This window comes from Nonomuraea sp. NPDC005650 (genome assembly GCF_040605375.1).
Lineage (GTDB): Bacteria > Actinomycetota > Actinomycetes > Streptosporangiales > Streptosporangiaceae > Nonomuraea.
The window spans coordinates 206,150-225,166 of the sequence record NZ_JBEXCR010000011.1 but is presented as its reverse complement, the minus strand read 5'-3'; the positions used below and the strand labels follow the sequence as shown (position 1 = coordinate 225,166).

At 71.5% G+C, this 19,017-nt stretch carries 21 protein-coding genes and 1 tRNA gene; 13 read left to right on the top strand and 9 right to left on the bottom strand.

Going from position 1 to position 19,017, the window contains the following annotated elements; translation table 11 throughout:
* Nucleotides 1-61 precede the first annotated feature (61 nt).
* From araB to araA, 3 genes are read left to right on the top strand one after another with little or no spacing between them, the layout of a single operon-like run.
* The gene (araB, locus tag ABZS69_RS20900; protein ID WP_355374935.1) at nt 62-1,684 is read left to right on the top strand and encodes a ribulokinase; all 1,623 of its coding nucleotides are present in this window, start codon (nt 62-64) and stop codon (nt 1,682-1,684) included.
* Complete coding sequence (locus ABZS69_RS20895; RefSeq protein ID WP_350741736.1) at nt 1,681-2,328, top strand: L-ribulose-5-phosphate 4-epimerase; 648 nt, start codon at nt 1,681-1,683, stop codon at nt 2,326-2,328. The genes araB and ABZS69_RS20895 overlap by 4 nt, the downstream gene beginning before the upstream one ends.
* On the top strand, nt 2,325-3,779 hold the full coding sequence (gene araA, locus ABZS69_RS20890) for an L-arabinose isomerase (protein ID WP_355374686.1): 1,455 nt from the start codon (nt 2,325-2,327) through the stop codon (nt 3,777-3,779). Before ABZS69_RS20895 ends, araA begins: the two co-directional genes overlap by 4 nt.
* Here araA and ABZS69_RS20885 read toward each other — a convergent pair.
* Entirely contained in the window at nt 3,776-4,120 is a 345-nt protein-coding gene (locus ABZS69_RS20885; protein ID WP_355374683.1) for a PLD nuclease N-terminal domain-containing protein, read from the bottom strand. The genes araA and ABZS69_RS20885 overlap by 4 nt on opposite strands.
* 79 nt (nt 4,121-4,199) lie before the next feature.
* On the opposite strand from ABZS69_RS20885, the gene ABZS69_RS20880 reads away from it, so the two are divergent.
* From ABZS69_RS20880 to ABZS69_RS20870, 3 genes are all read left to right on the top strand, one after another.
* A complete protein-coding gene (locus tag ABZS69_RS20880) occupies nt 4,200-5,408 on the top strand; it encodes an FAD-binding protein (protein ID WP_355374680.1) in 1,209 nt (402 codons plus the stop codon).
* A 91-nt stretch (nt 5,409-5,499) separates the two neighbouring features.
* The gene (locus tag ABZS69_RS20875; protein ID WP_355374678.1) at nt 5,500-6,276 is read left to right on the top strand and encodes an LLM class flavin-dependent oxidoreductase; all 777 of its coding nucleotides are present in this window, start codon (nt 5,500-5,502) and stop codon (nt 6,274-6,276) included.
* A gap of 35 nt (nt 6,277-6,311) precedes the next feature.
* Entirely contained in the window at nt 6,312-6,704 is a 393-nt protein-coding gene (locus tag ABZS69_RS20870; RefSeq protein ID WP_355374675.1) for a DUF3224 domain-containing protein, read from the top strand.
* A gap of 286 nt (nt 6,705-6,990) precedes the next feature.
* Here the strand turns inward: ABZS69_RS20870 and ABZS69_RS20865 are convergent, their stop codons facing one another.
* Complete coding sequence (locus tag ABZS69_RS20865) at nt 6,991-8,385, bottom strand: 5'-nucleotidase C-terminal domain-containing protein (RefSeq protein ID WP_355374672.1); 1,395 nt, start codon at nt 8,383-8,385, stop codon at nt 6,991-6,993.
* A 177-nt stretch (nt 8,386-8,562) separates the two neighbouring features.
* On the opposite strand from ABZS69_RS20865, the gene ABZS69_RS20860 reads away from it, so the two are divergent.
* Nucleotides 8,563-9,651, top strand: a complete 1,089-nt coding sequence (locus tag ABZS69_RS20860) for a class I SAM-dependent methyltransferase (protein WP_355374669.1) — start codon at nt 8,563-8,565, stop codon at nt 9,649-9,651.
* 22 nt (nt 9,652-9,673) lie between these two features.
* Here the strand turns inward: ABZS69_RS20860 and ABZS69_RS20855 are convergent, their stop codons facing one another.
* The gene (locus ABZS69_RS20855; RefSeq protein ID WP_355374666.1) at nt 9,674-10,645 is read right to left on the bottom strand and encodes a helix-turn-helix domain-containing protein; all 972 of its coding nucleotides are present in this window, start codon (nt 10,643-10,645) and stop codon (nt 9,674-9,676) included.
* Here ABZS69_RS20855 and ABZS69_RS20850 point away from each other — a divergent pair.
* The 3 genes from ABZS69_RS20850 to ABZS69_RS20840 all read left to right on the top strand — a co-directional run bounded on the left by ABZS69_RS20850 (nt 10,644) and on the right by ABZS69_RS20840 (nt 13,837).
* A complete protein-coding gene (locus tag ABZS69_RS20850) occupies nt 10,644-11,708 on the top strand; it encodes a 3-oxoacyl-[acyl-carrier-protein] synthase III C-terminal domain-containing protein (RefSeq protein ID WP_355374663.1) in 1,065 nt (354 codons plus the stop codon). The genes ABZS69_RS20855 and ABZS69_RS20850 overlap by 2 nt on opposite strands.
* Nucleotides 11,705-12,208 (top strand): isoprenylcysteine carboxylmethyltransferase family protein, encoded by a 504-nt coding sequence (locus tag ABZS69_RS20845; RefSeq protein WP_355374660.1) that lies wholly within the window; start codon nt 11,705-11,707, stop codon nt 12,206-12,208. The genes ABZS69_RS20850 and ABZS69_RS20845 overlap by 4 nt, the downstream gene beginning before the upstream one ends.
* 153 nt (nt 12,209-12,361) lie before the next feature.
* A complete protein-coding gene (locus tag ABZS69_RS20840; RefSeq protein ID WP_355374657.1) occupies nt 12,362-13,837 on the top strand; it encodes a von Willebrand factor type A domain-containing protein in 1,476 nt (491 codons plus the stop codon).
* A 6-nt stretch (nt 13,838-13,843) separates the two neighbouring features.
* Here ABZS69_RS20840 and ABZS69_RS20835 read toward each other — a convergent pair whose 3' ends face one another.
* Together ABZS69_RS20835 and ABZS69_RS20830 are read right to left on the bottom strand one after the other, a co-directional pair.
* A complete protein-coding gene (locus ABZS69_RS20835) occupies nt 13,844-14,314 on the bottom strand; it encodes a hypothetical protein (protein ID WP_355374654.1) in 471 nt (156 codons plus the stop codon).
* 75 nt (nt 14,315-14,389) lie between these two features.
* Nucleotides 14,390-15,058, bottom strand: coding sequence for a tRNA-dependent cyclodipeptide synthase (locus ABZS69_RS20830; RefSeq protein ID WP_355374652.1), 669 nt, complete (start codon nt 15,056-15,058; stop codon nt 14,390-14,392).
* 120 nt (nt 15,059-15,178) lie between these two features.
* Here ABZS69_RS20830 and ABZS69_RS20825 point away from each other — a divergent pair.
* Nucleotides 15,179-15,251, top strand: a tRNA-Ala gene (locus ABZS69_RS20825).
* A 6-nt stretch (nt 15,252-15,257) separates the two neighbouring features.
* On the opposite strand, the gene ABZS69_RS20820 is transcribed toward ABZS69_RS20825, so the two are convergent.
* On the bottom strand, nt 15,258-15,785 hold the full coding sequence (locus ABZS69_RS20820) for a DUF6653 family protein (protein ID WP_355374649.1): 528 nt from the start codon (nt 15,783-15,785) through the stop codon (nt 15,258-15,260).
* Nucleotides 15,782-16,378 carry a TetR/AcrR family transcriptional regulator gene (locus ABZS69_RS20815; protein WP_355374646.1) on the bottom strand — a complete coding sequence of 199 codons (597 nt, stop codon included), beginning with the start codon at nt 16,376-16,378 and terminating at the stop codon, nt 15,782-15,784. The genes ABZS69_RS20820 and ABZS69_RS20815 overlap by 4 nt, the downstream gene beginning before the upstream one ends.
* A gap of 84 nt (nt 16,379-16,462) precedes the next feature.
* On the opposite strand from ABZS69_RS20815, the gene ABZS69_RS20810 reads away from it, so the two are divergent.
* Nucleotides 16,463-16,696: a hypothetical protein gene (locus ABZS69_RS20810; protein WP_355374643.1), complete on the top strand. Its 234-nt coding sequence runs from the start codon at nt 16,463-16,465 to the stop codon at nt 16,694-16,696.
* A gap of 38 nt (nt 16,697-16,734) precedes the next feature.
* The gene (locus ABZS69_RS20805; RefSeq protein WP_355374640.1) at nt 16,735-17,664 is read left to right on the top strand and encodes a GNAT family N-acetyltransferase; all 930 of its coding nucleotides are present in this window, start codon (nt 16,735-16,737) and stop codon (nt 17,662-17,664) included.
* Here the strand turns inward: ABZS69_RS20805 and ABZS69_RS20800 are convergent.
* A complete protein-coding gene (locus tag ABZS69_RS20800; RefSeq protein ID WP_355374638.1) occupies nt 17,603-18,505 on the bottom strand; it encodes a pyridoxamine 5'-phosphate oxidase family protein in 903 nt (300 codons plus the stop codon). The genes ABZS69_RS20805 and ABZS69_RS20800 overlap by 62 nt on opposite strands.
* Complete coding sequence (locus ABZS69_RS20795; protein ID WP_355374635.1) at nt 18,505-18,948, bottom strand: VOC family protein; 444 nt, start codon at nt 18,946-18,948, stop codon at nt 18,505-18,507. The genes ABZS69_RS20800 and ABZS69_RS20795 overlap by 1 nt, the downstream gene beginning before the upstream one ends.
* Nucleotides 18,949-19,017: the final 69 nt, after the last annotated feature.

Below are 19,017 nucleotides of genomic sequence, written 5' to 3'. Positions count from 1 at the left end.
GGATGATGGGCATGCCACAGAAGAAAATCCCCTGGAGTGCAATGTGAACGCTAACAGTTACGTGATCGGAGTCGACTTCGGCACGCTCTCGGGGCGTGCCGTCGTCGTCCGCGTGAGCGATGGCGAAGAGCTGGGCAGTGCCGTCTACGAGTACGCCCACCGCGTCATCGAGCACAGCCTGCCGGGGTCCGACGAGAGGCTGGGCCCGGACTGGGCGCTGCAGTCGCCGCAGGACTGGATCGACGTGCTGAAGACCGCCGTACCCCAGGCGATCGCCGCCTCGGGTGTCGCGCCCGAGCAGGTCATCGGCATCGGCACCGACTTCACCGCCTGCACCGTGCTGCCCACCACGGCGGACGGCACGCCGCTGTGCTTCGAGACCCCGTCCGAGCCGCACGCGTGGCCGAAGCTGTGGAAGCACCACGCCGCGCAGTCGCACGCCGACCGGATCAACGAGCTGGCCGCGCGCCGGGGCGAGAGCTGGCTGCCGCGCTACGGCGGCAAGATCTCCTCGGAGTGGGAGTTCGCCAAGGGCCTGCAGGTCCTGGAGGAGGCCCCCGAGGTGTACGCCAGGACCGAGCGGTGGATCGAGGCCGCCGACTGGATCATCTGGCAGCTCACCGGCGTCGAGAGCCGCAACATCTGCACTGTCGGTTACAAGGGGATTTTCCAGGACGGCGCCTACCCGTCCGAGGAGTTTCTGGCCGAGCTCAACCCCGGCTTCGCCGGGTTCGTGAGCAAGCTCGCCACAGGTCAGGTCGGCGACCAGGTCGACGGCACCACGCTGGCCCCGCTCGGCGGCCTCGCCGGGCGCCTGACCGCCCAGGCCGCGGAGTGGACCGGCCTGCCCGAGGGCGTGGCCGTGGCCGTCGGCAACGTGGACGCGCACGTCACCGCGGCCGCCGCCGACGCCGTCAGGCCCGGCCAGATGGTGGCCATCATGGGCACCTCCACCTGCCACATCATGCCCAGCGACCAGCTCGCCGAGGTGCCCGGCATGTGCGGCGTCGTATGCGACGGCATCGTGCCCGGCCTCTGGGGCTACGAGGCGGGCCAGTCCGCGGTCGGCGACATCTTCGCCTGGTTCGTCGACAACTTCGCGGGCGACCTCGACCACGAGAGCCTGACCGCGCTGGCCGAGAAGCAGGCGGTCGGCGAGCACGGCCTGGTCGCGCTCGACTGGTTCGGCGGCAACCGCTCGGTGCTCGTGGACCACAACCTCTCGGGCGTGATCATCGGCCAGACCCTGGCCACCAAGCCCGAGGACGTCTACCGGGCGCTCATCGAGTCCACCGCGTTCGGCGCCCGGATGATCGTGGAGACCTTCGAGAAGTCGGGCGTGCCGGTCGAGGAGTTCGTGGTCGCCGGCGGCCTGCTGAAGAACCGCTTCCTCATGCAGGTCTACGCCGACGTGCTGCGCCGCCCGCTCTCGGTCATCGGCTCCGACCAGGGCCCCGCGCTCGGCTCGGCCATCCACGCGGCCGTCGCCGCCGGCGCCTACCCGGGCATCCAGGAGGCCGCCACGGCCATGGGCAAGCGCACCGAGGCCGCGTACGTGCCCGACGAGGCCGGTGCCGACGCCTACGACCGGCTCTACGCCGAGTACCGCAGGCTCCACGACTTCTTCGGGGACGGAAAGATGCTGCACACCCTCCGCGCGATCAGGAACGAGGCCCATTCATGAGGAAGATCGTCGCCGACCTGCACGCGGAGCTGGTCCGCTACAACCTGGTCGTCTGGACCGCGGGCAACGTCTCGGGCCGGGTCCCGGGCGAGGACCTGTTCGTCATCAAGCCGTCCGGGGTCTCCTACGACGAGCTGACCCCGGAGAACATGGTCGTGTGCGACCTCGACGGCAACCTCGTGGAGGGCGAGCACTCGCCGTCCAGCGACACCGCCGCGCACGCGTACGTCTACCGCAACATGCCCGACGTCGGCGGCGTCGTGCACACGCACTCCACCTACGCCTCGGCCTGGGCGGCGCGCGGCGAGGCCATCCCCTGCGTGCTGACGGCGATGGCGGACGAGTTCGGCGGCGAGATCCCCCTCGGCCCGTTCGCGCTGATCGGCGACGACTCGATCGGCCAGGGCATCGTCGAGACGCTCAAGGGCCACCGCTCCAAGGCCGTCCTCATGCAGAACCACGGCGTGTTCAGCATCGGCAAAGACCCGAAGGCGGCCGTCAAGGCGGCCGTGATGTGCGAGGACGTGGCCCGCACCGTCCACGTGGCCAGGCAGCTCGGCGAGCCGCTGCCCATCCCGCAGGACGACATCGACCGCCTGTACGACCGTTATCAGAACGTCTACGGACAGAGGAGCCCGCGTTGAAGATCTGGTTTCTGACCGGCAGCCAGGGACTGTACGGCGAGGACACACTGCGCCAGGTGGCCGAGCAGTCTCAGCGGATCGCCGAGCAGCTGCCGATGCCCGTCGAGTGGAAGCCCGTGCTCACGGACGCGGCGGCGATCAGGCGGGTGATGCTGGAGGCCAACGCCGACGACTCGTGCGCGGGCGTGATCACGTGGATGCACACGTTCTCCCCGGCCAAGATGTGGATCGCGGGTCTGGACGCGCTGCGCAAGCCGATGCTGCACCTGCACACGCAGGCCAACGTGGAGCTCCCGTGGAGCACCATCGACATGGACTTCATGAACCTCAACCAGGCCGCGCACGGTGACCGCGAGTTCGGCCACGTGCAGACGCGGCTGGGCGTGCCGCGCAAGACCGTGGCCGGGCACGTCAGTGACCCGTACGTGGGCGAGCGCATCCTGACCTGGGTGCGCGCCGCCAAGGGCCTGGCCGAGGTGCGCACGCTGAAGCTGGCCCGCTTCGGCGACAACATGCGCGACGTGGCGGTCACCGAGGGCGACAAGGTCGAGGCGCAGCTCCGCTTCGGCGTCTCGGTCAACACCTACGGCGTGAACGACCTGGTGGAGGTCGTGGACGCGGCCTCGGACGCGGACGTGACGGCGCTGGTCAAGGAGTACGCCGAGCAGTACACCGTGGCCCCCGAGCTGCTCGGCGAGCGCAACGAGTCGCTGCGTTACGCGGCCAGGATCGAGCTGGGCCTGCGCGGCTTCCTGGAGTCGGGCGGCTTCAAGGCGTTCACCACGAACTTCGAGGACCTGGGCGGCCTGCGCCAGCTCCCCGGCCTGGCCGTGCAGCGGCTCATGGCCGACGGCTACGGCTTCGGCGGCGAGGGCGACTGGAAGACCTCGGTCCTCCTGCGCACCCTGAAGGCCATGACGCCCGGCGGCACGTCGTTCATGGAGGACTACACCTACGACATGTCGCCCGGCCAGGAGCTCATCCTGGGCGCGCACATGCTGGAGGTCTGCCCCTCGATCGCCGCCGGCACGCCGTCGTGCGAGATCCACCCGCTGGGCATCGGCAACCGGGAGGACCCGGTCCGGCTCGTGTTCGACGCCGAGCCCGGCCCCGGCATCGTGGTGGGCCTGGCCGACATGGGTGACCGGTTCCGGCTGGTGGCCAACGAGATCGACCTGGTGGCCCCGCCGCAGCCGCTGCCCAAGCTGCCGGTCGCCCGCGCGGTCTGGAGCCCCCGCCCCAACCTGCGCACGTCCACGGAGTCGTGGCTCACGGCGGGCGCGCCGCACCACACGGTGCTCTCGACGGCGGTCGGCCGCGAGGAGCTGACCGACCTGGCCGACATGCTGGGTGTGGAGCTGCTGATCATCGACGCCGAGACGACGACCGAGCGGTTCGCCAAGGAGATCCGCTGGAACCAGGCGTACTACCGCCTGGCCCAGGGCTTCTAGTCCTCGGGCGGTTTCTTGGGGGCGTTCCTGCGCTGCTCCTCCGCGCGTTCGCGGAGGCGGCGCAGGAACTCCTCGTCGTCGTCCGGGTTGGTGGCGGCGGGGCGGCCAGGGCGGTCCTGCTCGGGGACCGCGTTCGGCCGCGTGACCGCCTGCGACCGGTCCGGGCGGCCCGCCACCAGCCAGGCGACGGAGCCGATCAGCGGGAACAGCAGCACGAGGAGCACCCAGAGGATCTTCGGCAGGTTCCTGCAGAGCACGTCGGGTGTGGTGATCGCGTCGAAGAGGCAGTAGAGCCACAGCACGAGCGTGGCAAGGCCGATGGCCTCGGACAAATAGAGCACGGCACACCTCCGTCAGCGGCTCATGAAGCTAGCGGCCCCGGGGCGGGGCTGACAAGGTGGTTTGTGGGAAGGTAATGCCGTGACGCTGACCAATTGGGCGGGAAACACCGCATTTCGGGCGCGAGACGTTCATCATCCGACCTCCCTCGACGAGCTCCAGCGGCTCGTCTCGGCCGGCTCCCGCGTGCGGGCGCTGGGGAGCGGCCACTCGTTCAACGACGTCGCGGACACCGACGGCGACCTCGTCGTGCTCGACCGGATGCCGGACGCGGTGGAGATCGACAGCGCGGCGGCCACGGTGCGGGTGCCCGCGCGCATGACGTACGCGCGGCTCGCCCCGCAGGTGCACCGGGCCGGGTTCGCGCTGGCGAACCTGGCCTCGCTGCCGCACATCTCCGTGGCCGGCTCGGTCGCGACCGGCACGCACGGTTCCGGCGACGCCGTGCCCGGCCTGGCCTCCGCCGCGTCGTCGCTCGACCTCGTCACCGCCGACGGCTCCGTGCTGACGCTCTCCCGCGGCGACGCCGACTTCCCCGGCGCGGTGGTGGCCCTCGGCGCGCTCGGCGTCGTCACCTCCCTGACCCTCGACCTGGTGCCGGCCTTCGAGGTGCGCCAGTACGTACGCGAGGGCCTGAGCGTGGCCGCGCTCGCCGACTTCGACCAGATCATGTCCGGCGCGTACAGCGTCAGTCTCTTCACCGACTGGCGCGACACCCGCGTCTGGCTGAAGAGCACCGAGGAACTGACCGACGCCGACTGGCACGGCACCACCCCGGCCGACGGCCCCCGCCACCCCCTGCCCGGCATGTCGGCGGAGAACTGCACGATCCAGCTCGGCGTGCCGGGCCCCTGGTACGAGCGGCTGCCGCACTTCCGGCCGGACGCCGAGCCGAGCGGCGCGGGCAACGAGCTGCAGTCGGAGCTCATCCTGCCCAGGGAGCACGCGGTCAAGGCGCTGCGCGAGCTGTACGCGATCGGCGACCGGATCCGGCCCGTCCTGCAGATCTCGGAGGTGCGCTCGATCGCCCCCGACGACCTGTGGCTGAGCCCCTTCCGCGGCCGTGACAGCGTCGGCATCCACTTCACCTGGATCCGGGACGTGGCCGCCGTGCTGCCGGTGCTGGAGCTGGTGGAGGAGACGCTGGCGCCGTTCGCGCCCAGGCCGCACTGGGGCAAGCTGTTCACCCGCCGGCCCTCGTGCCCCGACGAGTTCCGCTCGCTGGTGCGGCGGCTCGACCCCGAGGGCAAGTTCGCCAACGAGTTCACGCGGATACTGCTGCAGGAGTAGCACTCCCGCGCGGTCGTGCGCCCCCGGATGTAGGCGACCACCGGTCCGGGGGACGATGTCGCCGGGGCATGGATCCGCGATCGTTGGTGGCATGACGGATCACCTGTTCAGGTTCGGCGCGGTCGCCGGACATGCCACCGACGCCGGCGCGTGGACCGGCCTGGCCCGCAGGGCGGAGAGCCTCGGCTACTCGACGCTGCTGGTGCCCGACACGCTCGGCACGCTGTCGCCCTTCGCCGCCGCCGCCGTGGCCGCGACGGCCACGACGACCCTGCGCGTCGGCACGTTCGTGCTGAGCGCCGCCAACCGGACTCCCGAGGCCGTCGCGTGGGAGACCTCGACCCTGCACGCGCTCACCGACGGGCGCTTCGAGCTGGGCCTGGGCGCCGGACGCCCGGACGCGGAGCGGGACGCCGCGGCGCTCGGCGTCGCGTACGGCACGCCCGGCGAGCGCATCGAGCGGGTCGCCCGGACCATCGACGCGGTCAAGGACGTACGCGTCCTGGTCGCCGCGTCCGGGACCAGGCTCATGCGGCTCGCCGCGCGGAAGGCCGACACCGTGGCCCTCGGCGTGCCGCCGCACTACACGGAGGACCAGGTGGCGGCGAAGCTGGACGAGCTCTACGAGCTGGCCGGCGACCGCTTCCACGACCTGGAGCTCAGCATGAACCTCGCGGCCGCCGGGGCCGAGCCGCCCTCCTGGCTGAACGTCCCGGCCGGCGGCACCGGGGTCCTGCTGGGCACCGCGGACGAGATGGCGGACACACTCCGCAGGCGCCGCGACCGGCTCGGCGTCTCGTACGTGTCGGTGAACGCCCAGTACCTGGACGAGTTCGCGCCGGTGGTCGAGCGGCTCGCCGGTACCTGACGGGATCTGACAGGTATGACCGGCACGATGGAGCAATGACCGCCAAGGGAACCTTCGACACCGCAGACTGGGACGCCAAGCCGCCGTTCGTGGAGCGTGACGGCGTCTCGTTCGGGCTGGTGACCATGTCCAAGACCTTCCACGGGGACCTGACGGGCACCAGCGTCGTCTACCTGCTGACGGCCTCGACGGAGGTCGAGGACTCCATGTCGTACGTGGCGATGGAGCGCATCGAGGGCACCCTCGACGGCCGCACGGGGGCCTTCGTCGTGCAGCACAACGCGGTCAGCGACCGCGGCGAGCAGTCGCTGAGGATCTCGGTCGTCCCCGACTCGGCGACGGGGGAACTGCGGGGGCTCAGGGGCGAGATGGACATCGTCATCGCCCCTGACGGCTCGCACTCCTACACCTTCGACTTCACCCGCTGAACCGCCACGACGGCCGGCCCCGCCGACGTACGCCGGCTGCTGAACATTTCGGGCCGCTTCGCCGGCTCCGGTCGCGGCCTGCTCGACGGGCCGCCGGACCAGTGAGCCGAAGAGCTCGCCGGCCTCACCCTGGACCACGGGGTCAGCGCGTTCATCCTGATGACGGACGAGCTCGCGACGGTGGAGCGGTTCGCGGCCGAGGTCGGCGACCCGCGAGCTCGTCACCGCCGGACGCGCACGCTGACCGCCGGACGGGGGCACGCCCCGCCCGGCGGTCGCCGCCTCCTTATTCGACGGTGACGCGGTCGCCCGCGGGGGCGCGAACCGGGGAGTGGCCGGCGAGGTACGACGCCAGCGCCGCCGTGTCGTCCGGCCCGCCGTAGTACACGCCGCTGGTGCCCTTCCACTGCGGGAAGCCCTGCCAGCCGCCGCTCATCACATAGTTGATCGCGATCTTGAGCACCTGGGTGTCGGCGACCGGGGTGCCGTTCAGCGTGAGCTCGGTGACGACGCCGTCCTTCAGCGTGTAGCGAAGCCCGGCCGAGGGGGTCGCCACTCCCGCGTTCGGGCTCGTCGGCACGAGGAACTTCTTGAGCTGCGCCCCTGTCACCGTCCGCACGTCGGGGGCGAATCCCGCGGGCTGGACGCCGTACAGGTCCTGGTACTTGATCGGCCCGGCCTTGAGGCCGTTGTGCATCCCGTACTTGCTGACGAGCGCGGCCTGCGCCCCCGAGACCGACTGGACCGACTCAAGCATGGCGTCGGCGACCAGCTCGGCCAGCGGGCCGCCGTCGGCGGTCAGCGCGATGTCCTCGGCGGCGACGCCGACCTGCTCGCCGCCGACCGGCGGGCGGCACGCGAAGTAGTGGAGGAGGTTGGACCTCAGGCCGTCCGGCTGGTTGACCTCGATCCGGATCGAGCTCTCCTCGGTCTCCCAGCCCCACTCGAACGTCTCCAAGACGGTGGTGAAGACGGCGCCGTGGTCGGCCGGCACGTCGACGGTCTTCCACTCCTGGGTGCCGACGACGCGGTACTGAACCGTCTGCGCGCCGGTCGGAAGCCCCTCGAAGGAGCCGTGGATCTTGAAGGTCACCGGGCACTTCGACGCGGTGGTCCGCTCGAAGGCGATGGTGGCCTTGCCGACCTGGTTCTGTGCGGGCGTGTCGCCGGCCTGCCCGGTGGGAGCCGGTGTGGGCGAGCCGGCCGGCGGGGCGGCGACCCCCACGGCGGAGCTGGTCACGCTGTCCCACGTGTCGCCCGTGCCCGTCCCGTCACCGGTGCAGGTGACGGAGAACGACGCCTTCCCGGACGTCTTCCGCACCGGGCTGACCAGGCGAACCGCGCCCCAGCCGCGGGCGTCGCCGGTGACCTTGAGCGACGTGGACAGCCGGACGGTCTTGAGCCCCTTGCCGCCGACCTTGTACGTCCTGGCCCTGCCCCGGTCTCCGTCGCTGAAGGTCCACGCGTACTTCAGCGTCACGGGCGCCTTGACCTTGACCGTGGTGGACAGCGTCACGGCCGTCGGGCAGGCGCCGGATCGGGCCTTCGGCGAAGCGGAGACCGCGCCGAAGGTGACCGGATTCGGGGCGGCCTGCGCTCCGGAGGTCAGGGCGCCGGTTGCCAGGGCGACGACGGCCACCAGCACCGAAATTCGGCGCCCGACCTTTGTGGATAAACCCACGGGATTCCTCTCTCACGACGTGATGGACGTGGATGAACGAACCCGGACGCTAGCGGAGCGCTACGACAATCTTGATCAGAGCGCGCTGATCGCCGCTCTCACCCTCCGCGCCCGATAGCCCCTGCTGGCGTAAATGGGTGGCCGTGCGGGCACGGCATGTGAAACGGTCGGGTTCTGATGATCCACTGGACCGAGGCAGGGCAGGAACGGTCGGCGATCTGGCGTTCGGCACTGGGCGTGCCGCCGCCCAGCCGGGTGATCACAGCCGATGACACGATGACGGCCGCCACCGCGTACCGGCTGGCCTGCGAGGGCACCGCGCTGCTCTGGCAGGGCGACTTCCAGAACGCCCGCCAGCTGCTGACGGCCATGGGGCGCCGGTGCAAGCCCGCCGCCCCCGGCGCCGGGTTCCACCGCTACCGCCAGGCCAGGTCCCAGCGCGCCCGCACCCTGGGCATGCTGCTCGTCCCGTTCGATGAGGGCCACGTGGTGCCGCTGCGCAGGGCCCCGGACGTGCGCGAGGCGTGCGCCGAGGTGTACGGCGCCGACGCTCCGCCGGCGGTGGGTCAGCTACGCGAGCTGCTCGGCCTGATCGGGGCCCACGAGTGGCGGCGCAAGGGCGTGTACGTCCCGGCGCTCGGGGCCCGCATCCACCCGCACCACGGCGTGTTCTCGCCGATCAGGGGCGAATACGTCGATCTGGTCGCGCGGGCGCCGCTGCCGGAGGACCCCCGGCTGGCCTTCGACATCGGCACCGGCAGCGGCGTGCTGGCCGCCGTGCTGGCCGAGCGGGGCGTTCGGCAGGTCGTGGCCACCGACCTCGACGAGCGCTCCGTCGCGTGTGCGGAGGACAACCTCGCCCGTCTCGGGCTGGACGACCGGGTGGAGGTCGTGCGCGCCGACCTGTTCCCGCCCGGCCGGGCGGCGCTGGTCGTGTGCAACCCGCCGTGGTTGCCCGCCAAGGCCGTCTCGCCGCTCGACCAGGCCGTCTACGATCCCGGAGGGCGGATGCTCAACGGGTTCCTCGACGGTCTCGCCGGGCATCTGGAGCCGGCGGGCGAAGGCTGGCTCATCCTCTCCGACCTGGCCGAGCATCTCGGCCTGCGCACCCGGGCCGACCTGCTGGCCGCCTTCGAGCGGGCGGGGCTGCGCGTGGCCGGGCGCCTCGACGTCCCGCCCCGGCACAACCGCCCGAAGGACCAGCAGGACCCGCTGCACGAGGCCCGCGCCGCCGAGGTCACCTCGCTGTGGCGGCTCACGGCCTGAGGCTCCCTGGCATGCAGGGGGTTTACGCGCTGAAGGCCCGCCGGTACGCCGACGGCGACGTGCGCATGGCCCGCGTGAAGTGGTGCCGGAACGTCACCGCGCTCTCGAACCCGACGGCCGCCCCGATCTCCTCGACCGGCGCCCCGGTGGACTCCAGCATCGGCAGGCTGGCCGCCACCCGCTGCGAGATCACCCACCGCAGCGGGCTGGTGCCGGTCTGCCGCTTGAAGTGCCTGATGAACGAGCGCTCCGACATGTGCGCCACCCCGGCCAGGTCCGCGACGGCGATCGGCTCGGCCAGGTGCCCCAGGGCCCAGGCCATCGCCCTGGCCACCCCGTCGTCGTCCGTCACCGGCGTCACGGCGGCCTGGATGAACTGCGCCTGGCCGCCCTCCCGGTGCGGCGGTATGACCAGGCGGCGGGCCACGGCGTTGGCCACGCCCGGCCCGTGGTCGGTGCGTACGAGGTGGACCAGCAGGTCGAGGCCCGCCGCGCTGCCCGCGCTGGTCAGCACGTCGCCGCCGTCCACGTACAGGACCGAGGGGTTGACCCGGACGAGCGGGAAGCGCTCCTGGAGCAGCTCGGCGTACCTCCAGTGCGTGGTGGCCTCGCGCCCGTCGAGCAGCCCGGCCGCCGCCAGCGCGAACGCGCCCGAGCAGATCGACACCACGCGCGCGCCGCGCGAGTGCGCGTGCCGCAGCGCGGACACGAGCGCGCCGGAGACGGCCCCGCGCACGTCCGCCACCCCGGGCACGATCACCGTGTCGGCCTCGGCCAGCACGTCCAGCCCGTGCGCCGCCTGCATGGTGAACCCGCCCACCACCCGCAGCGGCTCCGGCGTCTCCGCGCACACCGCGAGCGAGTACCAGGCGATGTCCAGCTCGGGCCGGGCCAGCCCGAAGAACTCCACGACGCAGCCGAGCTCGAACGGCGCCATGCCGTCGAACGCCAGCACGGCCACCCGGTGCGGCCTGGAGGGTTGCGGCAGGAGCATGCCTCGCATGTTAGCCCCAGCCTTTCAGCGGCAAGAGAGGTATATGTATATATCGGCTGTGCAGACCGTTTTGCCCGATCACCGCTACACACAGGCGGAGATCACCGAGGCGTTCTCCCGGCTGACCGACTGCGACGAGGAGCTGCTGCGCCGATTCCACGCGGCGGCCGGCGTGGAAGGCCGCAATCTCGCGCTCCCGCTGGCCGACTACACCAAGCTCGACTCCTTCGCCCGCGCGAACGACATGTACCTCGAACTAGCCCTCGACCTGGGCGAACAGGCCGTCAAGGGCGCCCTGGACAAGGCCGGCGTGCGCCCGGAACGGGTCGACCACCTGCTGTTCTGCTCGACCACCGGCATCGCCACGCCCTCGCTCGACGCCAGGCTGGCCCAACGGGTGGGGCTGCGGCCGGACGTCAAGCGGGTGCCGGTGTTCGGCCTCGGGTGCGCGGCGGGGGCGTCGGGGCTGGCGCGCCTGCACGACTACCTGCGCGGCTGGCCCGACCACGTCGCGATGCTGGTGTGCGTGGAGCTGTGCTCGCTGACGATCCAGCGGAACGACACCTCGATCGCGAACCTGGTGGCCAGCGCCCTGTTCGGGGACGGCGCGGCGGCCGTCGTGGCGACCGGGCGCGGGCAGGGCCCCGAGGTCGTCGCCACCCGCAGCAGGCTCTATCCGGACACCGAGCACCTCATGGGATGGGAGGTCGGGCCGCACGGCTTCCGGATCGTGCTGGACCCCGACCTGACCGCGTTCGTGGAGCAGGTGCTGGCCGGCGACATCAAGGCGTTCCTGGCGGACTACGGCCTGACCCCCGAGCAGGTCGCCACCTGGGTCTGCCATCCCGGCGGCCCCAAGGTCGTCGAGGCGATCGGGCAGACCCTCGCCCTGCCTCCCAAGGCGCTCGACGTGACCTGGCGGTCGCTGCGCGAGCACGGCAACCTGTCCTCGGTCTCGGTGCTGCACGTGCTCCAGGAGACGCGGGGCCGGCCGAACGCGCCCGCCGTGCTCCTCGCGCTGGGGCCCGGGTTCTCCGCCGAGCTGTTGCTGCTGCACTGGTGAGCGCGTACCTCGTCCTGATCGGGCTGGTCGCGCTGGAACGGCTGGCCGAGCTGGCGGTGGCCCGCCGCAACCTGGCCTGGGCCAGGTCCAGGGGCGGCGTCGAGCACGGCCGGCGGCACTACCCCTGGATCGTCCTGGCCCACGCGGCGCTCCTCGGGGCGGCGCCCGCCGAGGTATGGCTGCTCGGCCGCCCCTTCGTCCCGCTGCTCGGCTGGCCGATGCTCGCGGTCGTCGTCCTGGCCCAGGGGCTGCGCTGGTGGTGCGTCGGCACGCTGGGCAGGCAGTGGAACACCCGCGTGGTCGTGGTGCCGGGCCTGCCGCTGGTGCGCCGGGGCCCGTACCGGTGGCTGCGGCACCCCAACTACGTGGCCGTGGTCGCCGAGGGCCTGGCGCTGCCGATGGTGCACACGGCCTGGCTCACCGCGCTGGCCTTCGCCGCCGCCAACGCGGTGCTGCTCACCGTACGGGTGCGGGTCGAGGACGCGGCGCTGTCACGTTAGGGCCACATTCAGAAGCCGGTCTCGCGTCCCTCCGCACCCCAACTGTCCCTTTTGTCGCAACTGATCACGCGTCGATCGCGGTTTGCGCTCGCTTACGTCACCGGCTCGGCCATCGCGGACCGACTTCCGTCGAAAGGCGTGGAGGTGGTTGCAATGAAATTTCGTCCTTTAGCGGCGGGAATCGGGTTTGTTGCGCTGCTCGCCCTCTCCGCGTGCGGAGGCGGCCCCGGAGGCTCGGCCGGCAGTGAACGCGCGGCGAAGGCTCCGACGAACGCGGAACCGGCCCCGGTCCGCCCGAGCGCGTCACCCGCCAAGACGAACGGCGAGGAGGACACGACCACGGCCCAGATCTCCACGTTCGCCCTGGACGTGGACACGGCCTCGTACGGCTACGCCCGCCGCACCCTCCAGGAGGGCCGCTGGCCCGAGCCCGGCGAGATCCGCCCGGAGGAGTGGGTCAACGCGTTCCGGCAGGACTACGCGCCGCCGCCGGACGACGGCTTCGCGGTGCACGTGGACGGCGCGCGGCTGCCGGAGCGCGACCAGGCGATCCTGCGCGTGGGCCTGCAGACGCGCGGGTCGGACGCGGCGGCGCGGCGGCCCGCCAACCTCACGTTCGTCGTCGACGTGTCCGGCTCGATGGCCGAGACCGGGCGGCTGGACCTGGTCAAGTCGGCCCTGCTCAAGCTGCTCGAACAGCTCGCGCCCGGCGACCAGGTGTCGATCGTGTCCTTCAGCGACGACGCCGACGTGCTGGCCTCGATGACCCCGCTGACCGCGAGGCAGGAGCTGCGCGACGCGGTGAACGAGCTGACCGTCTCGGGCGGCACCAACCTGGAGGCGGGGCTCGTCACCGGCTACCAGGAGGCGTCCAAGGCGTTCCGCCCCGCCGCCACGAACCGGGTCATCCTGCTCTCCGACGGCCTGGCCAACCAGGGCGCCACCGAGTGGCAGGCCCTCCTCGACCGGGTCAAGGAGCACGCGGGCAAGCAGGTCACGCTGCTCACCGTCGGCGTCGGCCGCGACTACGGCGACGAGCTGATGGAGCAGCTCGCCGACAACGGCGACGGCATGGCCGTGTACGTCAGCACCCAGGAGGAGGCCGACAAGATCTTCACCACGCAGCTCCCCGCGAACATCGAGTTGCAGGCGCGCGACGCCAAGGCCCAGGTGGTCTTCAACCCGTCGGTGGTGGAGCGCTACCAGCTCATCGGGTACGAGAACCGCGCGCTGGCCACGGAGGACTTCCGCGACGACGCCCGCGACGGCGGCGAGATCGGCCCCGGCCACTCGGTCACCGCGCTCTATTCGCTGCGGCTCAAGCCGGGCGCCGACGGGCAGCTCGCCCAGGCCACCGTGCGCTGGCAGGACCCCGACACCCGGACCGCCTCCGAGGAGAGCAAGGCGCTTCGGGCCGACGAGCTGGCCGCGTCGCTCAACAAGGCGCCGGTCAGGTTCCAGGTGGACGTGGTGGTGGCCGGGTTCGCGGTCTACCTGCGGGACCGGAAGGCGTTCGGCATGGACCTGCCCGAGCTCAAGGAGCAGGCCGCCCGGCTGGCGCCGGCCACCGAGGACCCCATGGTGACGGAGCTGGTCCAGCTCATCGACCAGGCTCGCTCGGTGGGGTGAGAGGCTTCAGCCGAGTATGGGCGCGGCGGCGGAGCCGTAGTAGAAGTCGTACATCGCCTGGGCGAACCCGTCTTTCGACACGTGCGCGACCTTCTTGCCGCGCAGCCGCTCGAACGACGCCCGCGAGGCCGCGCCCGCCACGTCGTACGCCGACCACAGGAGCAGGAACTCGGCCCGGTCGAGCCGCTCGTCGCCGTCGGCGTCGAGCGCGTCCCAGAGGGCGTCGGTGATCGGCCTGACCACGTTGGCCACGAACTCGGCGCGGTCGCGCCCGGGGGCCAGCGCGTAGTCGATGTAGGACCTCCTGCTGATGCGGCCCTCGGCGTCGGTGCCGATGTGGCGCACGGCGTACTGCCAGACCCGCTCGTACGCGTCACTGACCCGCTGCGCGTCCTGCCCGGACAGTCCGAGCCGGGCGCCCAGCGCGGACGCGACCACGATCATGTCGCGGTGGTCGAGGTAGCCGTTGTGGTCCATGTCGCTCGTGTCAAACGCATGTCCAGCATTGCGGGCATGTGTATCCATGGCTGGCCACCCCTCGTGACGATGCATTTACCTGGCGTTACTGAGATGGTGGGCGGGCCGGGTGGCCTGTGTCAATGCGGTGGAGACGAATCCCTGCCCGTGCGCCGGGCGCACGGGCAGCAGGCCGGCGTAGAGCAGGTCCACCAGCGGCATCGGCCGGGGATAGCAGAACACCGACGAGCGCGTGCCGAGGATCGACGGGGTGTCGATCACGAAGGGCAGCTCGGCCAGCAGGAACGGCAGCGCGTTCGCGGCCTGCTCGCGCGAGAGCTCCGGCACGCCGACGATCGGGCGCACCGCGTCCAGGCAGTGCTCGCTGAAGACCGGATCGGTGGCGAACAGCCGCTCCAGCCTCGTCCTCGCCTCGGCGTATCCCGGATCGTGCGCCAGCTCGTTCCAGTCGAACACGGTGGCGTTGGGCGGGTCGAGGGCGTCGAGCGCCCGGACGACCCGGTTGCGCGTGTTGTTGGCGGCCGCCCGCGCCTTGGCCCCGGCTTTGCCCGCCGGACACCCTCTCGCGACCAGCGTCCCGGCCAGCTCGACGCCGGGCACGAGGACGTGGACCCGCGTGAACGTCCTGGTCGCCCAGTCGAGGAGGTGACTGATCGTCCGGGGGGTGAAGTATCCGTTGAGCGCGCTGACGCCGATCACGGCATGCTCGCGCTCGTCGAGGATCCGGGCACATCGCGGGGTCATGGGCAGTGGTTGCACGCTGAGCACGGCAACGGACAGTAGCAAGCTTTTACCCTCCGTATGCTTGGTTTTTAACGTGTGCTTGGGCGGTCCTGAAGTCGGCTAGACTCGTACACGCAACAAGGGGCTATAGCGCAGTTGGTAGCGCGCCTCCATGGCATGGAGGAGGTCTGGGGTTCGAATCCCCATAGCTCCACCCCGATCAGGCCGTCTCTGATCCACTTCGGTGGGCAGGGGCGGTTTCGTGTTTTCCGGCGCTGTCCCGCGAGGCCAGGTAGAGCTGGCCGAGCCGGTCGATGCGCCAGAGCTGGCCGACCGTGATCAATGTCGCGCCGAACACCGTCGGCCAGGGATCGAGCGCGACCAGCCCCCAGACGAGCAGCGCGAACCCCGCCGAGCCGACCCCGATGAGCAGCCGCTGCACGTTCCGGTGGTCGCCGGTGACCAGCGACCGGTCGCGCAGCCACAGCCTCTCGCCGTAGATGCCCCGGGCCGACCAGCTCCGGGGCTGTTCGATCGCCGGGAAGACGTGCGGATTGACCGCCAGCCAGACGACGACCAGGCCCACCGGGCCGAGGGCCCACCAGCCGATCCACTCCCTGCTCCAGATGGCCGCGATCATCAGCGGGATGGCCGCGAACCTGGTCCAGACGCTCCACGGGTTGGCGTGCCGCTGCCACGCCTCGTCCGTCATGCCTGCGGCCTGCGCGTACTTGTTCAGCGTGTTCATGCGATGAGCCCCCTTGCGAGCGCGTTGACGGTGGCCTCGACCACCTGGGAGTGGTCGGGCCCGAACCTGTCGCGGTTGAGCACCAGCAGGCCGGCGGTGCGCAGCACGCCGACCAGCACCTCGGGCGGCACGTCCGCGACGATGACGCCGTCGGCCTGCCCTCGGGCGAGGTAGTCGAGCAGTGGCGTCAGCAGGTGAGGCGTGACGCGGGCGACCTCCTCGGCGCCGACCCTGCGTGCCACCGCCTCCAGCTCCTCGGGCCGGGTGAGCAGGCGCCGGTAGAACGGGTCGGTGGTGAGCACGTCGATCAGCTCGCGCATGATGTGGGCGAGCGCCTCGACGCCGGGCGGCCGGTCGAGCGCGGCGGCCAGCCGCCTGCCGAGCATCGGCGCCCTGCGGATCATCACCTCCTTGTAGAGCTCCTCCTTGGACTCGAAGAACGCGTAGAAGCTGCCCTTGGCGATGCCCGAGGCCGCGACCAGCTCGTCGAGCGAGGTCTTCTTCAGGCCCTGGGCGGCGAAGAGCTCTTCGGCGGTGTCGAGCAGGGACGCGGTGATGCGCGCCCGGTCCTCCGCCGTGAATGCCACAGCCATGTATGTCCCTATGACTGGATCGGATATTCGGTCATAGCTTAGCACTCCTAGAGATCTCGAATGCGTGTTCGTATAATGATCGGTATGGATACCGACACGCAGGACCTGCCCGAGCTCTGGCGGCCGCCCGTCGTGGAGCACGCCACGACGGCCCGTTACCTGCTGGCCTGGGGCGACGACACGGAAGGGGTGCGATGGGGATTCCTGCTCTGGCCGCCACGGGCGAGCGAGGGCGCGCGATGGGTGCGCTGGGAGGAGATCCGCCCGGTCACGGGGGAGGACTACAGCGCGGTGCCGATCGCGGGTCCGTGGATGTGACCGTGCGGAGGGCGAATTCTCTGACTAAAGTCAGAGATATGGACGGTGTGGCGATCGGGCAGGTGCGGCGGTTCCAGCGGACGGTGACGCAGCGGATCGGGGCGCTCAACGACAGGTTCCTGGCCCGGGACCGGGCGCTCGGGCAGTCGCGGGTGCTCTGGGAGATCGGCGCGGAGGGCAGCGAGGTGCGCGCCCTGCGGACGCGGCTCGACCTCGACTCCGGCTACCTGAGCAGGCTGCTGCGGTCGCTGGAGGCCGACGGGCTGGTGGTCGTCGACGGCGGCGGCTCCGACGGCGGTGGCTCCGACGGCGGTGGCTCCGACGGCCGCGTCCGCACGGCCCGGCTCACGCGGGCGGGGCTGGCCGAGCGGGAGGAGCTGGATCGCCGGTCGGACGCGGCGGCGGCGGCCATCCTCGAGCCGCTCTCAGGCACGCAGCGCGACCGCCTCGTGGCCGCCATGTCCGAGGTCGAGCGCCTGCTCCTCGCCTCCATGGTCAGGGTCGACGTCCTCGATCCGCGCCATCCCGGCGCCCGCCACTGCCTCCAGGCCTACGCCGACGAGCTGGCCCGCCGGTTCGAGGACGGCTTCGACCCGGCGCGCAGCATCTCCGCCACCGACGCCGAGCTGCGGCCCCCGGCCGGGCTGCTGCTGGTCGCCGAGCTGCACGCCGAGCCGGTGGGGTGCGTGGCGGTCAAGCTCCACCGCGCGGCCGGGTCCGCCGAGATCAAGCGGATGTGGGTGGACCCGGCCGTGCGCGGGCTGGGGCTCGGGCGGCGGCTGCTCGCCGAGGCCGAGGGCCAGGCGGTCGCCCACGGCGTCCGCACGCTGCGGCTGGAGACCAACCGGGCGCTCGCGGAGGCCGTCGCCCTCTACCGGGCGAGCGGTTATCGGGAGGTGGCGGCGTTCAGCGAGGAGCCGTACGCGCATCACTGGTTCGAGAAGCGCCTGCCTGGACCGGCGGATTGAAGCGGTGATATCCGGGGGCGGTCCAGCCGGGCGACACGGTGCCGCCCAGGTGCGCATACTCGTCCAGCTCGAAGCGCACCACCCGCTGGTCCCCCCACTCCACCCGGGCCCGGCCCGTGAGCTGCAGCGTCTCCCCGCGCTCCCAGTCCACGAACAGCAGCCCGGCCGCCGGGTCCAGCTCCAGGTTGCCCAGCGTCATGTACATCGAGTTGCCCTGGTAGTCCGCGAACTCCAGCGAGCGCGCCCCCGTCACCCGGACGAATCCGGGGTTGCCGCCCCGGTGCGACACGTCCGCCCCGAGCCCTTCGGCGCGGGTGGCGATGAAGAACGTGTCCGCCTCCGCGATCCACGTACGGTGCCGGTCCGGCAGCGAGGTCCCGCGTCCCAGTCCTGCGGGCCTGCCCGGGGTGGACGTGGGGGAGCGGGTCTGGATGTACTTGGGGCAGTTGGAGTAGACCTGCTCCGTCCACACCACCAGGGCGTCGCCGGCCCGCACGGCGGTGCCGTTCACGCGCATCCGGCGCCGGGTGTGCGGCTCGATGGCGATCAGGCCGATGTCCCGTTCCCGCTCGAACAGCCCGTGCAGGGGGTCGTCGGCGCCCGGCAGGGCGTGCAGCACGATCGTGCGGTCGTCCGTCGCGGCGGCGAAACCCGCGGGGCCCGTGAGCACGCCGGCCCAGACGCGCCCGCCGTCGTCGGCCGCGCCCAGGACGATCAGGTGCTGGTCCCGCAGGAACTCGGCCGCCACCTCCGGGATCTCCGGACGCGTCCGCGAGCTGCCGTGCTCCTCCAGCCGAACCCCCGCCCGGCGCTGCACGGCGACCTCGCCCGGATGCCTCATTAGAAGAACCCGCAGGTCGGCGCGTCAGAGCTGGGCGCGGGCCGGTCGCCGGCGCCGTCCGGGGCGAAGATCTCCAGCCGGATGCCGTCGGGGTCGGCGAAGAACACGCCGCCCGACGAGGCGCCCTCGCGGTGCGGCACGACGCCGTCGTGGAAGAGGGTCGCGCCGATCTCCCTGATCACGGACTCCGCCCGGCGCACCGCGTCGAGGTCCGCCACCTGGAACGACAGGTGGTGCAGCCCCGGACGGGCGGGCTCGAAGCGGCCCGCGCTCTGCTGCCAGAGCGTCAGCATCAGCGCGCCGTCCTGGGTCAGGAACGCGTACCGGCGGCCGTCCTCCTGCGACTCGCCCGCCACCGTGAAGCCGAAGACACGCGTGTAGAACTCTTTGGACTTGTCAAGATCGGTGACGTTGAGCCCGATATGTCCGGTCTGGAAGGACATTCCACTCTCCTCTAACGCATGCACAGCCGAGTTGCCGTTAGAAAGAGACTATAACGGCAACTCGGGCTT